The 14,050-nt window shown below is 68.3% G+C and carries 12 protein-coding genes and 1 pseudogene; 7 read left to right on the top strand and 6 right to left on the bottom strand.

The genetic code is table 11. The annotated features are described in order from the left end of the window. Positions 1-193 precede the first annotated feature (193 nt). Positions 194-607 (top strand): DUF6192 family protein, encoded by a 414-nt coding sequence (locus AAC944_RS35275; protein ID WP_030613890.1) that lies wholly within the window; start codon positions 194-196, stop codon positions 605-607. Here AAC944_RS35275 and AAC944_RS35270 read toward each other — a convergent pair. Beyond that, on the bottom strand, positions 556-678 hold the full coding sequence (locus AAC944_RS35270; protein ID WP_368396666.1) for a DUF6192 family protein: 123 nt from the start codon (positions 676-678) through the stop codon (positions 556-558). The two genes, AAC944_RS35275 and AAC944_RS35270, sit on opposite strands and share 52 nt — an antisense overlap. A gap of 98 nt (positions 679-776) precedes the next feature. Continuing rightward, positions 777-1,058 (bottom strand): annotated as a pseudogene (locus AAC944_RS35265) (DUF6192 family protein); the annotation flags it as partial. Between the two features lie 429 nt (positions 1,059-1,487). On the opposite strand from AAC944_RS35265, the gene AAC944_RS35260 reads away from it, so the two are divergent. The 4 genes from AAC944_RS35260 (at position 1,488) to AAC944_RS35245 (ending at position 6,788) form a co-directional block, all read left to right on the top strand. Beyond that, complete coding sequence (locus tag AAC944_RS35260; protein WP_078888530.1) at positions 1,488-2,090, top strand: tryptophan 2,3-dioxygenase family protein; 603 nt, start codon at positions 1,488-1,490, stop codon at positions 2,088-2,090. Positions 2,091-2,156: 66 nt separating this feature from the next. Further along, a complete protein-coding gene (locus AAC944_RS35255) occupies positions 2,157-3,353 on the top strand; it encodes an ABC transporter substrate-binding protein (protein ID WP_037772057.1) in 1,197 nt (398 codons plus the stop codon). Positions 3,354-3,727: 374 nt separating this feature from the next. Next, the gene (locus tag AAC944_RS35250; protein WP_051871700.1) at positions 3,728-5,311 is read left to right on the top strand and encodes an AMP-binding protein; all 1,584 of its coding nucleotides are present in this window, start codon (positions 3,728-3,730) and stop codon (positions 5,309-5,311) included. A 253-nt stretch (positions 5,312-5,564) separates the two neighbouring features. Further along, complete coding sequence (locus tag AAC944_RS35245) at positions 5,565-6,788, top strand: hypothetical protein (RefSeq protein ID WP_368396665.1); 1,224 nt, start codon at positions 5,565-5,567, stop codon at positions 6,786-6,788. A gap of 620 nt (positions 6,789-7,408) precedes the next feature. Here the strand turns inward: AAC944_RS35245 and AAC944_RS35240 are convergent. Then, the gene (locus AAC944_RS35240; RefSeq protein WP_051871721.1) at positions 7,409-8,335 is read right to left on the bottom strand and encodes an alpha/beta hydrolase; all 927 of its coding nucleotides are present in this window, start codon (positions 8,333-8,335) and stop codon (positions 7,409-7,411) included. A 319-nt stretch (positions 8,336-8,654) separates the two neighbouring features. Then, entirely contained in the window at positions 8,655-10,325 is a 1,671-nt protein-coding gene (locus AAC944_RS35235) for an ABC-F family ATP-binding cassette domain-containing protein (RefSeq protein ID WP_030613875.1), read from the bottom strand. Between the two features lie 776 nt (positions 10,326-11,101). On the opposite strand from AAC944_RS35235, the gene AAC944_RS35230 reads away from it, so the two are divergent. After that, complete coding sequence (locus tag AAC944_RS35230) at positions 11,102-11,539, top strand: alpha/beta fold hydrolase (protein WP_438272773.1); 438 nt, start codon at positions 11,102-11,104, stop codon at positions 11,537-11,539. A 42-nt stretch (positions 11,540-11,581) separates the two neighbouring features. Here the strand turns inward: AAC944_RS35230 and AAC944_RS35225 are convergent, their stop codons facing one another. Then, a complete protein-coding gene (locus AAC944_RS35225) occupies positions 11,582-11,848 on the bottom strand; it encodes a hypothetical protein (protein WP_368396664.1) in 267 nt (88 codons plus the stop codon). Between AAC944_RS35225 and AAC944_RS35220 the strand changes: the two genes are divergently transcribed. Then, positions 11,847-13,199, top strand: coding sequence for an MFS transporter (locus AAC944_RS35220; protein WP_368396663.1), 1,353 nt, complete (start codon positions 11,847-11,849; stop codon positions 13,197-13,199). The two genes, AAC944_RS35225 and AAC944_RS35220, sit on opposite strands and share 2 nt — an antisense overlap. A gap of 67 nt (positions 13,200-13,266) precedes the next feature. Here AAC944_RS35220 and AAC944_RS35215 read toward each other — a convergent pair whose 3' ends face one another. Then, complete coding sequence (locus AAC944_RS35215) at positions 13,267-13,872, bottom strand: TetR/AcrR family transcriptional regulator (RefSeq protein ID WP_030613866.1); 606 nt, start codon at positions 13,870-13,872, stop codon at positions 13,267-13,269. Between the last annotated feature and the right edge of the window lie 178 nt (positions 13,873-14,050).

Genomic DNA, 14,050 nt, shown 5'->3' with positions numbered 1-14,050 from the left:
CGGCTCTGGTGGTCATGGGAGGTGAGGCGGAGCCTGGCGCTTTGTAGAGGCCGGACGCCTCCTTCCGTCGGCAAGGCGCCGGTCCGTGCTGAGGGTGAGTTCCGTGACCAGACGGTGGGAGGCGTGGCCTCGCTACGGCTCTTCACCGAAGAGGTCGCCCTGTCCTTCCACACCACCCGCGCGGGAGAAGGTGGTGGCCATCCACGACCTGGCCCAGGACGAGACGGTCGCGGCCCAGGTGACCTGCGACTTCCTGCGCCGGCCCGAGGTGGCGTCCAAGGCGATGCGCGCCCCGCAGGCCCGGGAGATGGTCAACGAAGCTCAGTTCGGCCAGGCCGAGCTCGTCGAGGACGACGAGAACAACGAGGACGACGAGGACGACGAGGACGACGAGGACGACGAGGACGACTTCGGCAACCCAGAAGAGGAGGGCCTGCTCGATGACCCGGCCACCATCGTCCGCGGGTTCCGCCGCTCGATCGAGTTCACCGGCGTGATCGGCATCTGCCAGGACTTCGTCGCCGGCGCCTGCCGTCTGGTTCCGCGGCTGCGCGGTCAGAAGTTCAGTTCAGAGAACGTCGCCCTGACCTGGTCGAGGTTCTTGTGAACGGTAGCCCGTTCATCATCTGAGAGTCGGCGGTCCCGCAGGCTGGGCACGATCCGGCCGGACGCGGCCACGAACCGCTGGCAGGTACCGACCAAGCCCAAGGCCCCATCACGTGCCCGAAGTGCTTGACCGCCGGCGCGATAGGCGACTCGCGCTCAGAGGGCTCCCGGGCCTGCCCGACCTGAGCGTGGTTGACCTGATGGCGGGCGGTGTCGTCCGTCATCGCCTGGAAGGCCACGTCCGGCCGACGCAGCAGGTCCGTGGCCACCAGCGTGGCCACCTGCTCGTCGGCGACCAGGTCGTGGACCGCGTCGACCTTCTCCTGCACCGTCTCCGGCTCAGGACCGTGGTAGCCCACTCGCCGCCGAACGGTCTCCGGCGTCCACCGACGAGAGCCGGTGCGCTCGTCCAGCGGCGGCTTGCGATCGCCTCGAAACGTTCCTACTCGCATGGGGAGAAAACACCCTCTGAGGCCGTATGGCTCTGCCTCGCCATACGTTCGAGGGATTTTCCGTATGGCAGGAGGGCGGGTGGTGGAAGCGGTGAAGGGCAACGGCGACGAAAAAACCTGCACTTTCAGAAGGAGCGACCAGGACCATGTTGTCTCGCCGGCTGGCGGGCTTGGCGGCCCTCAGCGTCTTTCCCTTCCGCCCCCCTGTCGGGGAACGCCCCGGCCCCCTCCGGTGAATCCTCTGGCTGCTTACTGCTGGGTGAACTACTACTGCGTGATCGAATGCGCCCCGGACAACGCCATTCCCCGTAGCAGTGATGCGGAGCCGCCCGGCAGAAACACTCGCCAGCCGGCTCGCGCGGGTGGTGGCTCCATGTTGAGGAACAAGCTAATGTCGCCCGTTCCGGCGGCACTTTTCCGGGACAAGTGATGCAGCCGTCAATCGGAGCAGCGCAGCAAGGCCCGTCAGCCAATCCCTACGTCGATTACCTGTGTCTGTCGGGACTGCTGGCGCTGCAAAGGCCGCTGTCTCCTGCCGCGCAGGGAGCGCAGTGGCGAGATGAGCACCTGTTCATCGTGGTGCACCAAACTGCGGAGTTGCTGCTCTCGCATGCCCTGATTGAACTGGCGTGGGTCCGTGATGAGGCCGACCGGGCCGACGGGCGGCAGTACGGCGTCGTCGTCGCTCTGGAGCGGGTGCGGGATGTGCTGGGACAGCTCGAGAGTCTCCTCGGGCTTTTCGACAGCCTCACGCCTGAAGGATTCCAAGCCTTTCGCCCCCTGCTCGGAGAGGCGAGCGCCGGTCAGTCCCTGCAATTCGCTGCGCTCCTTCAGCAGATCGACGCGCCGAACTGCGGCTTGGCCGCGCATGCCCTTACGACGGAAGTCACAGGCCTCTTGGAGCAACTACGCACGTCAACGACGCGCTGGAGGCTGCGGCATCTGCAACTTGTGGAGCGAATGATCGGCGATGCGCCAGGCACCGGCGGAACAACCGGTCTGGCCTACCTGCGCTCACGCATCAACACATAGCTGCTGGATCACCGCCTCAGGGACGGGTGAGTCAGCGGAACGGAAAGATTGCCCTCAGAACAGGAGATGTTATCGATGCGGCTGTGTATCGGTGTCGTGGCACCGTTGACAGGTCGGCTGGCACCGCTGGGCAAGCCCCTGTCCTTCGTTCTGCGGGCGCTGAAACCCCAACTGCGGCACATCTGTAACGGCGGCCACCGCTACGAGGTGTCCGTGGTCGTACGTGACAGCCGCTCCACCCCCGAAGCCGCCCGACAGGCCGTGCGCGACCTGGCCACTGTCGACGAGGCGCACATCGTGCTCTCCATGGCCGGAACCAAGGTGCTGCCGGCCGTCGCCGACACCTGTGAGGAGGTACAGGTGCCGTGCCTCTCGACGACGTTTCCCTGGCAGGCGTACGTCCACGCACGCGGCGCCGACCGCACACACCGCTTCAGATGGACCTACCACTTCGCCTGGGGCCTGGACGACATCGCCACCGTCTTCGCCCGCATGTGGGAGGGGATCGACGGCCGGCACGTGATCGGGTGTCTGTGGAACGACGATCTGCAGGGCCGGCTGCTGCGCAACGACCAGTACGGCTTCCGCCCGGTGACGTCCCCGCGCGGCCACACACTGGTCGACCTCGGCCCCTACCACGAACCGGCTGAGGACTTCCGGACGCAGGTGGACCGCATGCGAGAGCACGGCGCCGACGTGATCACCAGCGCCGCCACCGCCGCCGACCTGGCTCTCTTCCACCACCAGGCCCGCCTGGCGGGGCTGCGGCCCAAGCTGGTCACCTGCTCGCGCTGGCTGACCTACCCCCACACCCACACCACCCCCACCCAGGACGTACACGCCGAACTCGCCGACGCCCGTGTGGCCACCCTCGTCTATTGGAGTCCGGACCACCCCTACCACTCCAGTCTGAACGGCAGCACCTGCGCCGACCTCGCCCACGCCTACCAACAGGACACCGGCGAAGCCTGGCTGCAACCCCTCGGCCTCGCCCACGCTCTTGTCGAGACCGCCCACCACGCCCTCACCACCGCGGACGACCCCACCGACCGCGCAGCCATCGCCCGAGCCATCGCTACCACCCGCCTCGCCACCATTGCCGGAACCCTCGACTGGACACAGGGCCCGACGCCCAACATCGCTCTCCTGCCACTGACCGGCGGGCAGTGGCACGCGGACCCGCAAGGCCCCCGCCTGGTCATCGTCACCAACGCCGCGAACCCCGACATCCCGCTGACGGGCGACCTCACACCAACCTGGTAGGAGAACGTTCACCGATCCGCTGTCGAGCATGGCTTCCGCTCGTGAGCTTCCCACTCACCACAAGGAGGGCATGAAAGCGCGTCGGACTGGATGAGCGACAAGCCCAGTCATGAAGCCACTCGTACGCCCATACGCGCGAACAATGCACCTGGTGGGGTGAGAACGCGCGGTGTCCCTTCCCCTCTGCACAGCCCGACCGCTATCAAGGGACGGTGATCACGGCGGTGTCAGCCTCCCGACCTGCGACGTTCTATACAGCCAGTGGCACGGGCGCCCCCGCGTGACCTCTCCCGAACCCACGATTCTCATGGCGTTCAGATCCCCCTTACCACGACGATGCAACGACGTATCCGGGTCAGCAGAGCGAGGAGAGCATGCCTCCGTCCAAGCCGGAATCCCCCCGACCCCTGCACCCCACCACTGCCCTGGAGACCTTCGCGCGCTACGCCGATCGCGTCGCCTTCATCCACCGGGGCCGCGCGACTACGTATGGGGACGCCTTGAGCGAGGTCTACCGGCTGGCGCGGGCTCTGCGTGGCGTGGGCCTGCATCGCGGTGACTGCGTAGTCCTGCTGGCGGACAACCGGCCGCAGGCGGTGCTCTCCTCCCTGGCCTTCGCTCTGCTGGGATGCCGGCAGGTCCTCTTGGAGGCGGGGCTGGCCGTGGCTGAGCAGGTACACATGGTGCGTGACGCCCGTGCCGGCGCTCTGGTGTTCACGCCGGACTACGCGGCACGGGCCTCGGAGGTGGCGCGGCGAACGGAGCTCTCCCTGCTCCTCGGCTTGGGGCCGTCGAAAGAAGGGGCGGACCTCTTGGCCCAGTGCGCGTCCCTCTCCTCGATGCCGCTGCCCGCCGGCGGACGAGCCAGTGACATCGCACGCCTGGCCTACACGGGCGGCAGCACCGGTCGCTCGAAGGGCTGTTGCCACACTTTCCGCGCACTGAGCAGCCATTGGGTGTGGCAGCCCAGGTGCTGGTCTCCCCTCGTCTCGGCCGTGGCTGCCGCCGCGGAGCGGTATCTCGTCGTAAAACCTGGCACCGCTCCCGTCCGGACCGACTTCATGGCACTGCCTCTCTTGAGTGGCGGCACCGTCCACCTGCTCGACGCTTTCGAGCCGGGAGTGGTGCTGGGGGCTGTTGAGGAGCACCGCATCACCGCGATGCTCCTCAACACCGGTCAGCTGAACGAGCTGCTCGACCACCCACGGTCGGCCAGGACGGACCTGAGCAGTCTGCGCGCCGTCGTCGTCGCCGGTTCTGCCATCACGGCCCGCCGCATGCGGCAGGCGCTGGAGCGCTTCGGCCCAGCGCTGTATCAGGCATACGGGATGACCGAGGCAGGCCTGATCTCCATGATCGGCCCCGGTGAGCTCCTGGAAGGCCCCGGGGAACGGCTGCTGTCCGCCGGCCGCCCGCAACCGGGGGTCGCCCTTGAGATCCGGTCCGGTGACGGCAAGCGGCTGCCGGTGGGAGAGGCCGGCCACGTCTGGGTGCGCACGCCACAACTCATGACTGGCTATTGGCTGCACCCTGAGCTGGATGCCGAGGCGCTGCACGACGGCTGGTTGCGCACAGGGGACATCGGCCGCCTGGACGATGACGGATACCTGTTCCTGCTCGACCGGGACAAGGACATGGTCAACATCCGGGGAGTCAACTGCTACTCCCGCGAAGTCGAGGAGATCCTCACCCGTCACCCGGCGGTCCGGTCCGTAGCCGTCATCGGCGTGCCACATGAGCGGGACGGGGAGGCCGTCCACGCGGTGGTGGTGCTCGCCCCTGGCACCACCTGCCAGAAAGCCGAGTTGCGGAAACTCGTCGAGACGGAACTCGGCGCCCCTTATGCCCCTACGTCTGTGACCTTTGCCGGGACACTGCCCCTGACCCCAGCCGGAAAAGTGGACAAGAAGAAACTGCGGGCACCTTTCTGGACGGGACGGGAACGCCAGATCCACTGAAGCGTCCTCCAGGTTTCTCCCGAAGGTCCGACCGTCACCGCAGCGCGAGCCGGGGAGCAGAAACAGGCGCCCCGGTGGTGCCGGAGGGCGCGGCCCGAGGCGAGGGTCACGTTGCGATGGCGGGAAGGTGGCGATTCCCCCCTCTCGCCGAACAGCAACCGCAGGCAAGAACACCGCCCATCAGACATCCTTCCACCCACCGAATCGAGGCAGGCCAATGCCCGAGAGCACAGCTCCTCCGTGGTACCAGTTCGTGGATGAAGACATCAGGCACCGCACCCGGGCGACCGTCGGATTCACCAATGAGATCGCCAGCCGTCCCTACCCCATGGATGAACCGACCCTGCAAGGCTTTCGCGACCGTCACGCGCTGATCAGGAAATTTTACGAGACCACCCGTGACGTTTTCATGGCGAGCCTGCGTGACGAGGCCGATCCCGCCATCGCCGACTCGGTACTGTCCGGCCAGCCTTCTTGCCGCGGCAGGGAACACCATCTACGTCTTGCCGACAGCCAGTTGAGCACGCCACTCTTCTTCCGCACCGACGAAGCGGCCCCGGGAGCCATCATTGAGGTCCAGTGCCCGGGGTCCGGCTGGGAGATGGCGGAACAGCTTCACCGTGTGTACCAAGAGTTTCCCGGGGACTTCGGGAAGCCCAAGCACTTCCGCGGCCCGCTCCTCGGCCAGGTCGCCGAGTCCATGCGCCATCAGCTGGGCAGAGAACCGATCGTCCACCACCTCACGAACAACGCTTCACGCCCCCACGGAGTCGTCTACACCATCCAGGGCCTCAGGGAACGGGGAATTGACCACTTCGGCTGGGATTCCGTGCACTCAAGGGACTGCAATTTCGTTCGTGGTCACGACTTCTACGACGTGCGTTACAACAATTTCTTCGACCAGTGGTTGGAGGCCTGCGAGGGCGGAGCCTTGACGTTCGACCACCCGCCCACCCCGCTCTACGACAGCAAAGTCATCATGGCATGGCCCTTCTGGGCGACCACCCGCCAGTACTACCCGGATGAGGTTCGGGCACTGTTCCCTCACACGCACATCGTGACCCCGGAGGGTTTCCGCCTTGCGGACGGGACGTGGATCAGCGTTGAGGAATATTGCGCGATGGGGCGGAGCGCACGTGCCTACTACTTGAAATTCGCCGGCCATGACCCGAACCTCAACTGGGGAAGTCGTGCGGTCTTCCACTCGGGGAGCCAGTCCGGTGTTGCCGCCCGGCACTTGTTCGAACGGATCCTTGCCGACAGCAGGAAAGGCCGCCCTTGGGTGATCCAGGAGGCCCGTATGTATCCAGAATCGGCCACCGCCGTCACCCGTGCCGGGACCGAGCGGTCTCTCACCGCGTACACCAAGTTCAGCGGCTTCTATACCCCTGGCGGGCTCGCCGCCGTGATGGCCCTGCAGGCGCATTCGCGTAAGGTGCACGGCGCCGACCAGACAGTGGTCAGCATCGTCCACTGATGTGGCGGGCCAGTGGTCTTGTGGTGGTGGACCCGGGCTTTCAGCTCTGCCTCGATCACTGCTACCTGCCTTTCACACGGTGCGTCAGTTTCGGCGGCGAATGCGTCGAACATCCGTTGAAAGCCCCGGTACAGCGGGCCGTGCGGCATCTCCATCACCTTGTACGTCGCCGACTCGTGCCCTTTCCACCCGGCGTCGAAAGCGGAGACGAACAGGGTGGAGGCCAACCGCAGGATGCGCCAGGTCGGCAGCGTCCGGTGCCGATACACGCGCACCTCGCACGCCCCGGCCAGCTCGCGCAGCCGCGCCTCGGCCAGCCAGACACCGCCGGCCAGCGCCTCTCGGGGACTCCCCGATCTCCGCGGCCCGCATCGCCGGCGCGGGCGCCTCGGGGCTGAGCAGCAGCACCCGGATCCGCCGCTTCGGTGCGGCGGGGCGTGTCAGGGCCGGCCGGAGCAGGTGCTGCGTGGATCGCGGGCCGGAGCCGCGCGCGGTGAAGGAGCTCCACCGCTGCGCGTCAAACAGCGGACTGACCCTGAGCGAACTCAGCGACCGGCTCCGCTTCGCCACATCAGCTTGTCCTACCGTTCTGCTACCGGCTACCGGCTACCGGCTACCGGCTACCGGCTCAGTATGCGGCGTAGCCAGTTGACTCGGGCCTGGCGTGCGTCGCGGGAGACGGCGGCGCCGGGAACCATCTGGTCGAAGCCGTGGAACCCGCCCGCCCAGATGTGCAGTTCGGCGTCCCCGCCGGCCTGCCAGATGCGGGTGGCGTAGGTGACCGCCTCGTCGCGGAAGGTCTCGCCCGCGCCCGCGTCGATGAAGGCGGGGGCGAGGCCTGACAGGTCCGTTGACCGGGCAGGCGCGGCGTACGCGGGCACGTCTGCCGCCTCGTACGCCGTACCGAGCAGGCAAGCCCATCCGACGCCGTTGTCGTGCTGGTCCCACAGTCCGGTGCCCGCCATCTGCCGGGCGGACGGAGTGTCGTTACGGTCGTCGAGCATCGGGCACATCGCCAGCTGGCCGATGATCCTCGGGCCCTCGCGGTCACGCGTCATCAGCGCGAGGGCGGCGGTGAGGCCGCCACCCGCACTACCGCCGGCCACGACGATGCGTTCCGGGTCCCCACCGAGGTCCGCGGCGTGCCGGGCGACCCACAGCAGACCGGCGTAGCAGTCCTCGACACCGGCCGGGTAAGGGTGCTCGGGCGCGAGACGGTACTCGACGGAGACCACGACGAGCCCGAGCGGCTCGGCCCACTCGCGCAGGATGCCCTCCATGCCGGCGCGGTTACTGCCACCGATCATCCCGCCCCCGTGCAGGTGGTAGACGACTGGCGCACCGTCCGCCAGGCCGGTGGGGCGGGCGATGAGGAGGGAGACGTCCGGCGCCCCTTCGGGCCCGGGCACGCTCCGCTCGTACATCTCGAAGGCCCCGTCGGCGCGCAACTGGTCCAGGGTGGGGTCCGGAACCATCTCGGCCAGCCGCGCACGCCACCGGGGAACCATGGCGGGGGCCGACGGGAATGCGTCGCGCAGGTCGCCCATGCCGTCCAGCGCGGCGGAAAGTTCCGGGTCGAAGGGCGTGGGTGGCAGCTCGGTCGGCGGCAGCTCGGTCGGCGGCAGCTCGGTCGTTGGCAGTTCGGTCGGCGGTAGTTCGGTCGGCGGCAGCTCCTGCGGGGCGGTGTCGCGGGCGGTGTCGCGGTCGGTGGGTGGGGTGGTGCTCACGTACGTATCTCCTCTGGCGTCTCGGGGCGGACGGGCGGTGATGTGGGCTGACTGGGGTCAGGGAACGGTGTTGTACGAGTAGGGCGTAGGGGCAGGGCGTACAAGCAGGGCGCCCTGGCAGGGCGTCCGGGCAGGCGGCTCAGTCGGCGGCCGGCGGTGCCGTTTCCCATATCTCGCGGACCATGTCCGAGCTGATCTCCTCCAGTCGGTCGCCGACCAGCAACCAGCGGGTGATCCCCGCCGCTTCCAGGAACGGCAGGTCATGGCTGGCGATCACCAGCGCCCCTTCGAAGGACTGCAGGGCGCTGGTCAGTTGCCGCACGCTGGCCACGTCGAGGTTGTTCGTCGGCTCGTCGAGGAGCAGGAGCTGTGGGGCCGGGGCCGCAAGCATGGTCGCCGCCAGGGCGGCCCGGAAGCGTTCGCCGCCGGACAGGGTGCCCGCCGGCTGTTCGGCGCGTGCCCCCTTGAAGAGGAAGCGGGCGAGCTGGGAGCGGATGTGGTTGTCGGTGACGCCGGGTGCCGTACGGGCCACGTTCGCGGCGACGCTCAGCCCGTCGTCCAGTACGTCCAAACGCTGTGGCAGGAACCGCAAGGGTACGTGCGCTTTCGCCGTACCGGACAGCGGGGCGAGCTCGCCGGTGAGGGTGCGGAGCAGGGTGGTCTTTCCGGCTCCGTTGCGCCCGACGAGGGCGATGCGTTCGGGTCCGTGCACTTCGAGGGTGCCGGTGCGGAGCCTGCCGAACCGGGGCTGCAGCTCGTGCAGGCTCAGGACGGTCCGGCCGGCCGGTACCGCGGTGTGGGGCAGGTTCACCCGGATCTCGGCATCGTCGCGGAGTGCGTCCGCGGCCGCCTCGCGGCGTTCGCGTGCTTCCTGGAGGCGGTCTTCGTGCAGGTTGCAGAGCTTGTCGGCGGACTCCTGCGCCGACCGTTTGCGTTCCCCGGCCACGATCCTGGGGGCGCGTCGCCGGGCGTCCAGTTTCTTGCTCTGCCGCTGGCGGCGGGCCGCCTTGATCCGGGTCTCTTCCAGTTCGCGCTGCTGCCGGCGTACGTCCGCCTCGGCCGCCCGCAGTGTCCGCCCGGCCGCCTCCTGCTGGGTGGCCAGCGCCTCCTGGTACGCGGACCAGCCGCCCCCGTACCAGCTGACCGAGCCCGACCGCAGTTCGGCGGTACGGTCGACGCGTTCCAGCAGATCACGGTCGTGGCTGACCACGATCAGGGCGCCGGAGCGCCAGGAGTCCACGGCGTCGTAGAGGCGACGGCGCGCGAGCAGGTCGAGGTTGTTGGTCGGCTCGTCGAGCAGGAGGACGTCGGGTCGCTGCAGCAACAGGGCGGCCAGGCGGAGCAGTACGGTCTCGCCGCCGGACATCTCCCCCACCGTACGGTCCAGGTCGAGGTCGCTGAGCCCGAGTGAACCGAGTGTCGCCAGGGCTCGCTCCTCGACGTCCCAGTCGTCCCCGATCTTCTCGAAGTGTTCCTCGTCGACCTCGCCCGCCTCGATGGCGCGCAGGGCGGCACGCCGCTCGGCGATGCCCAGGGCCTGGTCGACGCGGAGTGCCGTGTCCAGGGTGATGTTCTGCGGCAGGTGAGCGAGGCGGCCGCCGACGGTCACCGTTCCCCGGGACGGGCGCAGCTCGCCGGCCAGCAGCCGCAGCAGTGTGGACTTGCCGGCGCCGTTGGCGCCGACGAGTCCGGTGCGGCCCCGGCCGACGGTGAGGGAAAGTCCGTCGAAGACGGTCGTGCCGTCCGGCCACTGGAAGGACAGGGCGGAGCAGGTGACGGCGGCTGCGTGGGGCGTAGTCGGTCCGGACATGTTGATTCTCGCAGTCGTACGCAGTGGATGGGGGCTACGTATGCGAGCACCACGCGGCGACCGAACCGGCGGGACGAGGGTGGGTACGGCTCTCCAGGTCCCGGGGGACTCCCCGAAGGGCGTCTCTCCCCGAAGGAGGTCTCTCTCCGAAGGACGTCTCTCCGAAGGGTGAGGGACAGCTCATGCACCGAGGTCGCATGCACGCGGGGTCACGGGCGGCGGGAAGGCCGACTACGGCGTGACGGCGTACGGCCGATGCCGTACCGCGTGATGATCGCGAACCTCAGATGCGCAACGTCCACCTCTATCGGAGACAACAGGACTCTGAAACTGTACATCACCTCTCGGCGAGACGTCGGTGTGTTCGGCGGCACGTCGGTGTGTTCGGCGAGACGTCGGCGTGCTGCCTCTCTCCCTCCCCCCGGTCGCCGCTGGGCGGAACCACCCGATCGTACGCATCTGTTCCCGATGGACCCGGGTACGCGCTCATTGCACGGGTCGGCTGCGCCTCAAGCGCTCGGGGGTCGACACGCCGTGCACGAGAGGATGACGACGGGGCCCGGTCCTCCCAGCCGGTGCCCCTTCGTCGTCCGATCGTCGGTCAATCGCGGGTCATACGAATGCGCCGTACACGGCCGAGGACATGACGGACGATGCCGTCGCGGTCATGGCGCCCTGAGGTGGTGGTCGGCACATCTGCTGGGCGTCTCGCTCGGCGGCGCCGTGGCGCAGCGCCTGGTCCTACGGCACCCCGACGCGTCCGGACGCTCACCACCATGGCCGCCGTACCCGGAAACGTGGCGGGCCTGCGCACCCTGCGCTACATACGCATGAGCACACTGGCGAAGTTCACGCGCCTGAGGTTTCCCGACACACGTGACGGAGCCATCGCGGCCGGCATCGCCGCCTCCCGTCTTCTCGCTTCGCCTCACCGCTCGTTCGACGAGACGGCGGCCCGCGAAGCCGCGGTGCGCAACGCCGACAGCGGCATGCACGGCAGGGAGGCCCAGCGCCGTCGGATCGGGGCGCAGTGGTACGGCCCGCCGATCAGTGCCATCACCCGGCCCACGCTCGTCCTTCACGGAGAGGACGACCCTCTCATCAAGCCCAGCGCGGGGAAGGCGATCGCATCCCGGGTCCACGACCAGTGTGCATGGCACAGCGTCGTCACCGAGATACGCGGCTTGGCGGACGACTCTCAGCAGAGGCATTGACCAGCTGTCGCCACGCGGCTACGTTGCCGAACGTATCGCTCGTTAGCAGACTGGTTGTTCAGTTATCGCCACGTCTCTCAGCGAGTGCCTCCTTCCGATCGCAGGAGCGCCTCTCATGCCTTCGCCCCCTTCGCTCCCTTCACGCTCCTCGCCCTCTTCCTCTGCCTCTGCCTCTTCCTCTTCGTCTTCGTCTCCGCATTCACCGCCGTCGTCGGCGTCGGCGCTCGACGGGGCCGGCGGCGGCCTCGAGGAGCCCGCGTTCGATCGGCGTCGCGCCTGGCTCGTCACCGCGCTGATCGTCACGTTCATGATCGTCAACTTCGCGGACAAGTCGGTACTGGGTCTGGCCGCCATCCCGATCATGGAAGAGCTGGACATCAGCAACAGCACATACGGGCTGATCTCCAGTTCCTACTCGATCCTGTTCAGCCTCTCGGGTCTGGTCGTCGGCTTCTTCTCCTCCCGTATCTCCAGCCGAGTCCTGCTGTTCACGATGTGCCTGGTCTGGGGGCTGGCGCAGCTGCCCGTCCTGATCGTGGCGGCCGTACCGGCACTGGTCGCCGGCCGCGTGCTGCTCGGCGCGGCCGAGGGCCCGGCGACGTCGATGTCGATGCACGCCCTGTACAAGTGGTTTCCGGCGGGGCGCCGCGGTCTGCCGTCGGCGCTGCAGATCAGTGGTGCCGCGCTCGGCACACTGATAGCCGCACCTGTGGTCACGTGGCTGATCACGGAGTTCGGGTGGCGCTCGGCCTTCGCCGTACTGGCGGCGACGAGCGTCGTCTGGAGCGCGGCATGGTGGTTCGCCGGACATGACGGGCCCTACGACCAGCCGCCTGCGCGCCAGCAAGGCAAGACCGCCGAGGCCGGAGCCAGAGCCGAAGCCGGAGCCAGAACCGACGCCAGAGCCAGAACCGAAACCGGAACCGCAGCCATGACCACGACCGGGGCCGGGGCCGGAATCGGGGCCGGAGTCGGGGCCGCTCGGGTCCCCTACCGGCGTCTTCTGCTGTGCGGCACGGTGGTGGGGAGCGTGGCCAGCGCGTTCGGGGCGTCATGGGCGCTGGGACTCAGCCATGCGTGGCTGCCGCCGTACCTCAGGACGGAACTGACGATGAGTCCGGCCACGGCGGCCTCGGTCATCAGCGCCGTGGCCGCTTTCAGCCTTGTGCTACTGCTGGTGCTGTCCCCCGTCGTCGACCGGCTGACCCGGCGGGGAGTGTCGCTTCGCTGGTCGAGCGGTGTGCCGCAGGGTGCGGCGGTGATCTGTGCCGGGGTCGCCATGGCGGTGTTCCCGTTCGTGGGGGTGCAGCAGGTGCAGTTGCTGCTCCTCGCGATCGCCTTCGGGGCGCACTCCATCGCTTTCCCACTGCACTACATGACGGTCGCAGCGGTGGTTCCCGCTCCCCAGCGGGGCGCGCTCTTCGGCATCGTCGCGGCCACCGGAACACTTCCCGGGCTGCTGGCCCCCTCCGTCACCGGCCACCTCCTGGACGGCGCGTCATCGGCGAGCGCCGGCTACACGCAGGCCTTCCTCCTGACGGCGGCCGTCATGGTGGTGTGCGGAGTGGTGGCCGTCTGCTGCATTCGGCCCGCACGCGACGCGCGACGCCTCAGGACCGAGGACTCAAACGGAGGACTCAAACGCAGGACTCAGGGCTGAGAACTGAGGATTCGAGGGCCACACCGCGTACCGCGCACCGCGCACCGCGCACGCGTACCCGTAAAGGTCATCCCTCCTGGCCAGGCGCAGGGAAGCCGCTGGCCCAGTAGCGGCCGCGCAGGGCCAGGTCCAGGAGCATGCGTACCACCTCTTCGGCGGGCATCGGCGGCGTGTCCTGTTCGGCCCACCACCGCAGCACGGCGACCTGCTCGCCCACCCAGACCCGGGCGAGGAGGTCGGCGTCGATACGGGGCTGGACACCGTTGCGCTCGGCACGGCCCTTGAACTCCTCCGCCGTCACCCGGGCGCAGGTGTCCATGAACATCTGCAGCGGCTTCCCGTCCCCTTCGCCCCGCAGGACGACGCGGTACAGATCACGTTCGTCGGCCGCGTGCCGCAGCATCTCCAGCAGCGGCTTGCCGGTGAAGCCGACCGCACTGTCCGAGATCACCGGCGCCAGGCGCTCGCCCAGCTGCTCCAGCAGGTCGGCGGTCACCCGGGCGAACAGGTCCTCCTTGCCCTTGAAGTGCGCATAGAAGGTGGCTCGCGCCACATCGGCACGCTCGGTGATGTCCTCCACGGTGAGGGCGTTGAATCCCCGTTCCAGCACCAGTTCCACCAATGCGGCACCGAGCGCCTTGCGGGTGCGCCTGGTCCGCCTGTCCTCGGCCATGTGGCCCCCTTCGCCGCACTGTCTCACCACGCTGTCGCACTGCACTGCCGTACAGCGCCGTCGCACTGCGCTGTCGTTCCGCGCGCACAGTCTAGATGGCTCTTGACAGCCAAGAAGATACAAAACAGTGTGTCCATTAACGGATGAGCTGTTTACCAATTGCCTGCGTGGCAAGGCT

The sequence above is a fragment of the Streptomyces sclerotialus genome (genome assembly GCF_040907265.1).
Lineage (GTDB): Bacteria > Actinomycetota > Actinomycetes > Streptomycetales > Streptomycetaceae > Streptomyces > Streptomyces sclerotialus.
The sequence above is the reverse complement of the archived record's forward strand: the minus strand, read 5'-3'. Positions and strand labels throughout refer to the sequence as shown.

Excerpts from the sequence above, each read along its gene's own strand:
- AAC944_RS35260 (WP_078888530.1), top strand. The coding sequence starts at position 1,488 with ATGCAGCCGTCAATCGGAGCAGCGCAGCAAGGCCCGTCAGCCAATCCC.
- AAC944_RS35255 (WP_037772057.1), top strand. The coding sequence starts at position 2,157 with ATGTTATCGATGCGGCTGTGTATCGGTGTCGTGGCACCGTTGACAGGT.
- AAC944_RS35250 (WP_051871700.1), top strand. The coding sequence starts at position 3,728 with ATGCCTCCGTCCAAGCCGGAATCCCCCCGACCCCTGCACCCCACCACT.
- AAC944_RS35240 (WP_051871721.1), bottom strand. The coding sequence starts at position 8,335 with ATGGGCGACCTGCGCGACGCATTCCCGTCGGCCCCCGCCATGGTTCCC.
- AAC944_RS35235 (WP_030613875.1), bottom strand. The coding sequence starts at position 10,325 with ATGTCCGGACCGACTACGCCCCACGCAGCCGCCGTCACCTGCTCCGCC.
- AAC944_RS35230 (WP_438272773.1), top strand. The coding sequence starts at position 11,102 with ATGGCCGCCGTACCCGGAAACGTGGCGGGCCTGCGCACCCTGCGCTAC.
- AAC944_RS35220 (WP_368396663.1), top strand. The coding sequence starts at position 11,847 with ATGATCGTCAACTTCGCGGACAAGTCGGTACTGGGTCTGGCCGCCATC.
- AAC944_RS35225 (WP_368396664.1), bottom strand. The coding sequence starts at position 11,848 with ATGAACGTGACGATCAGCGCGGTGACGAGCCAGGCGCGACGCCGATCG.
- AAC944_RS35215 (WP_030613866.1), bottom strand. The coding sequence starts at position 13,872 with ATGGCCGAGGACAGGCGGACCAGGCGCACCCGCAAGGCGCTCGGTGCC.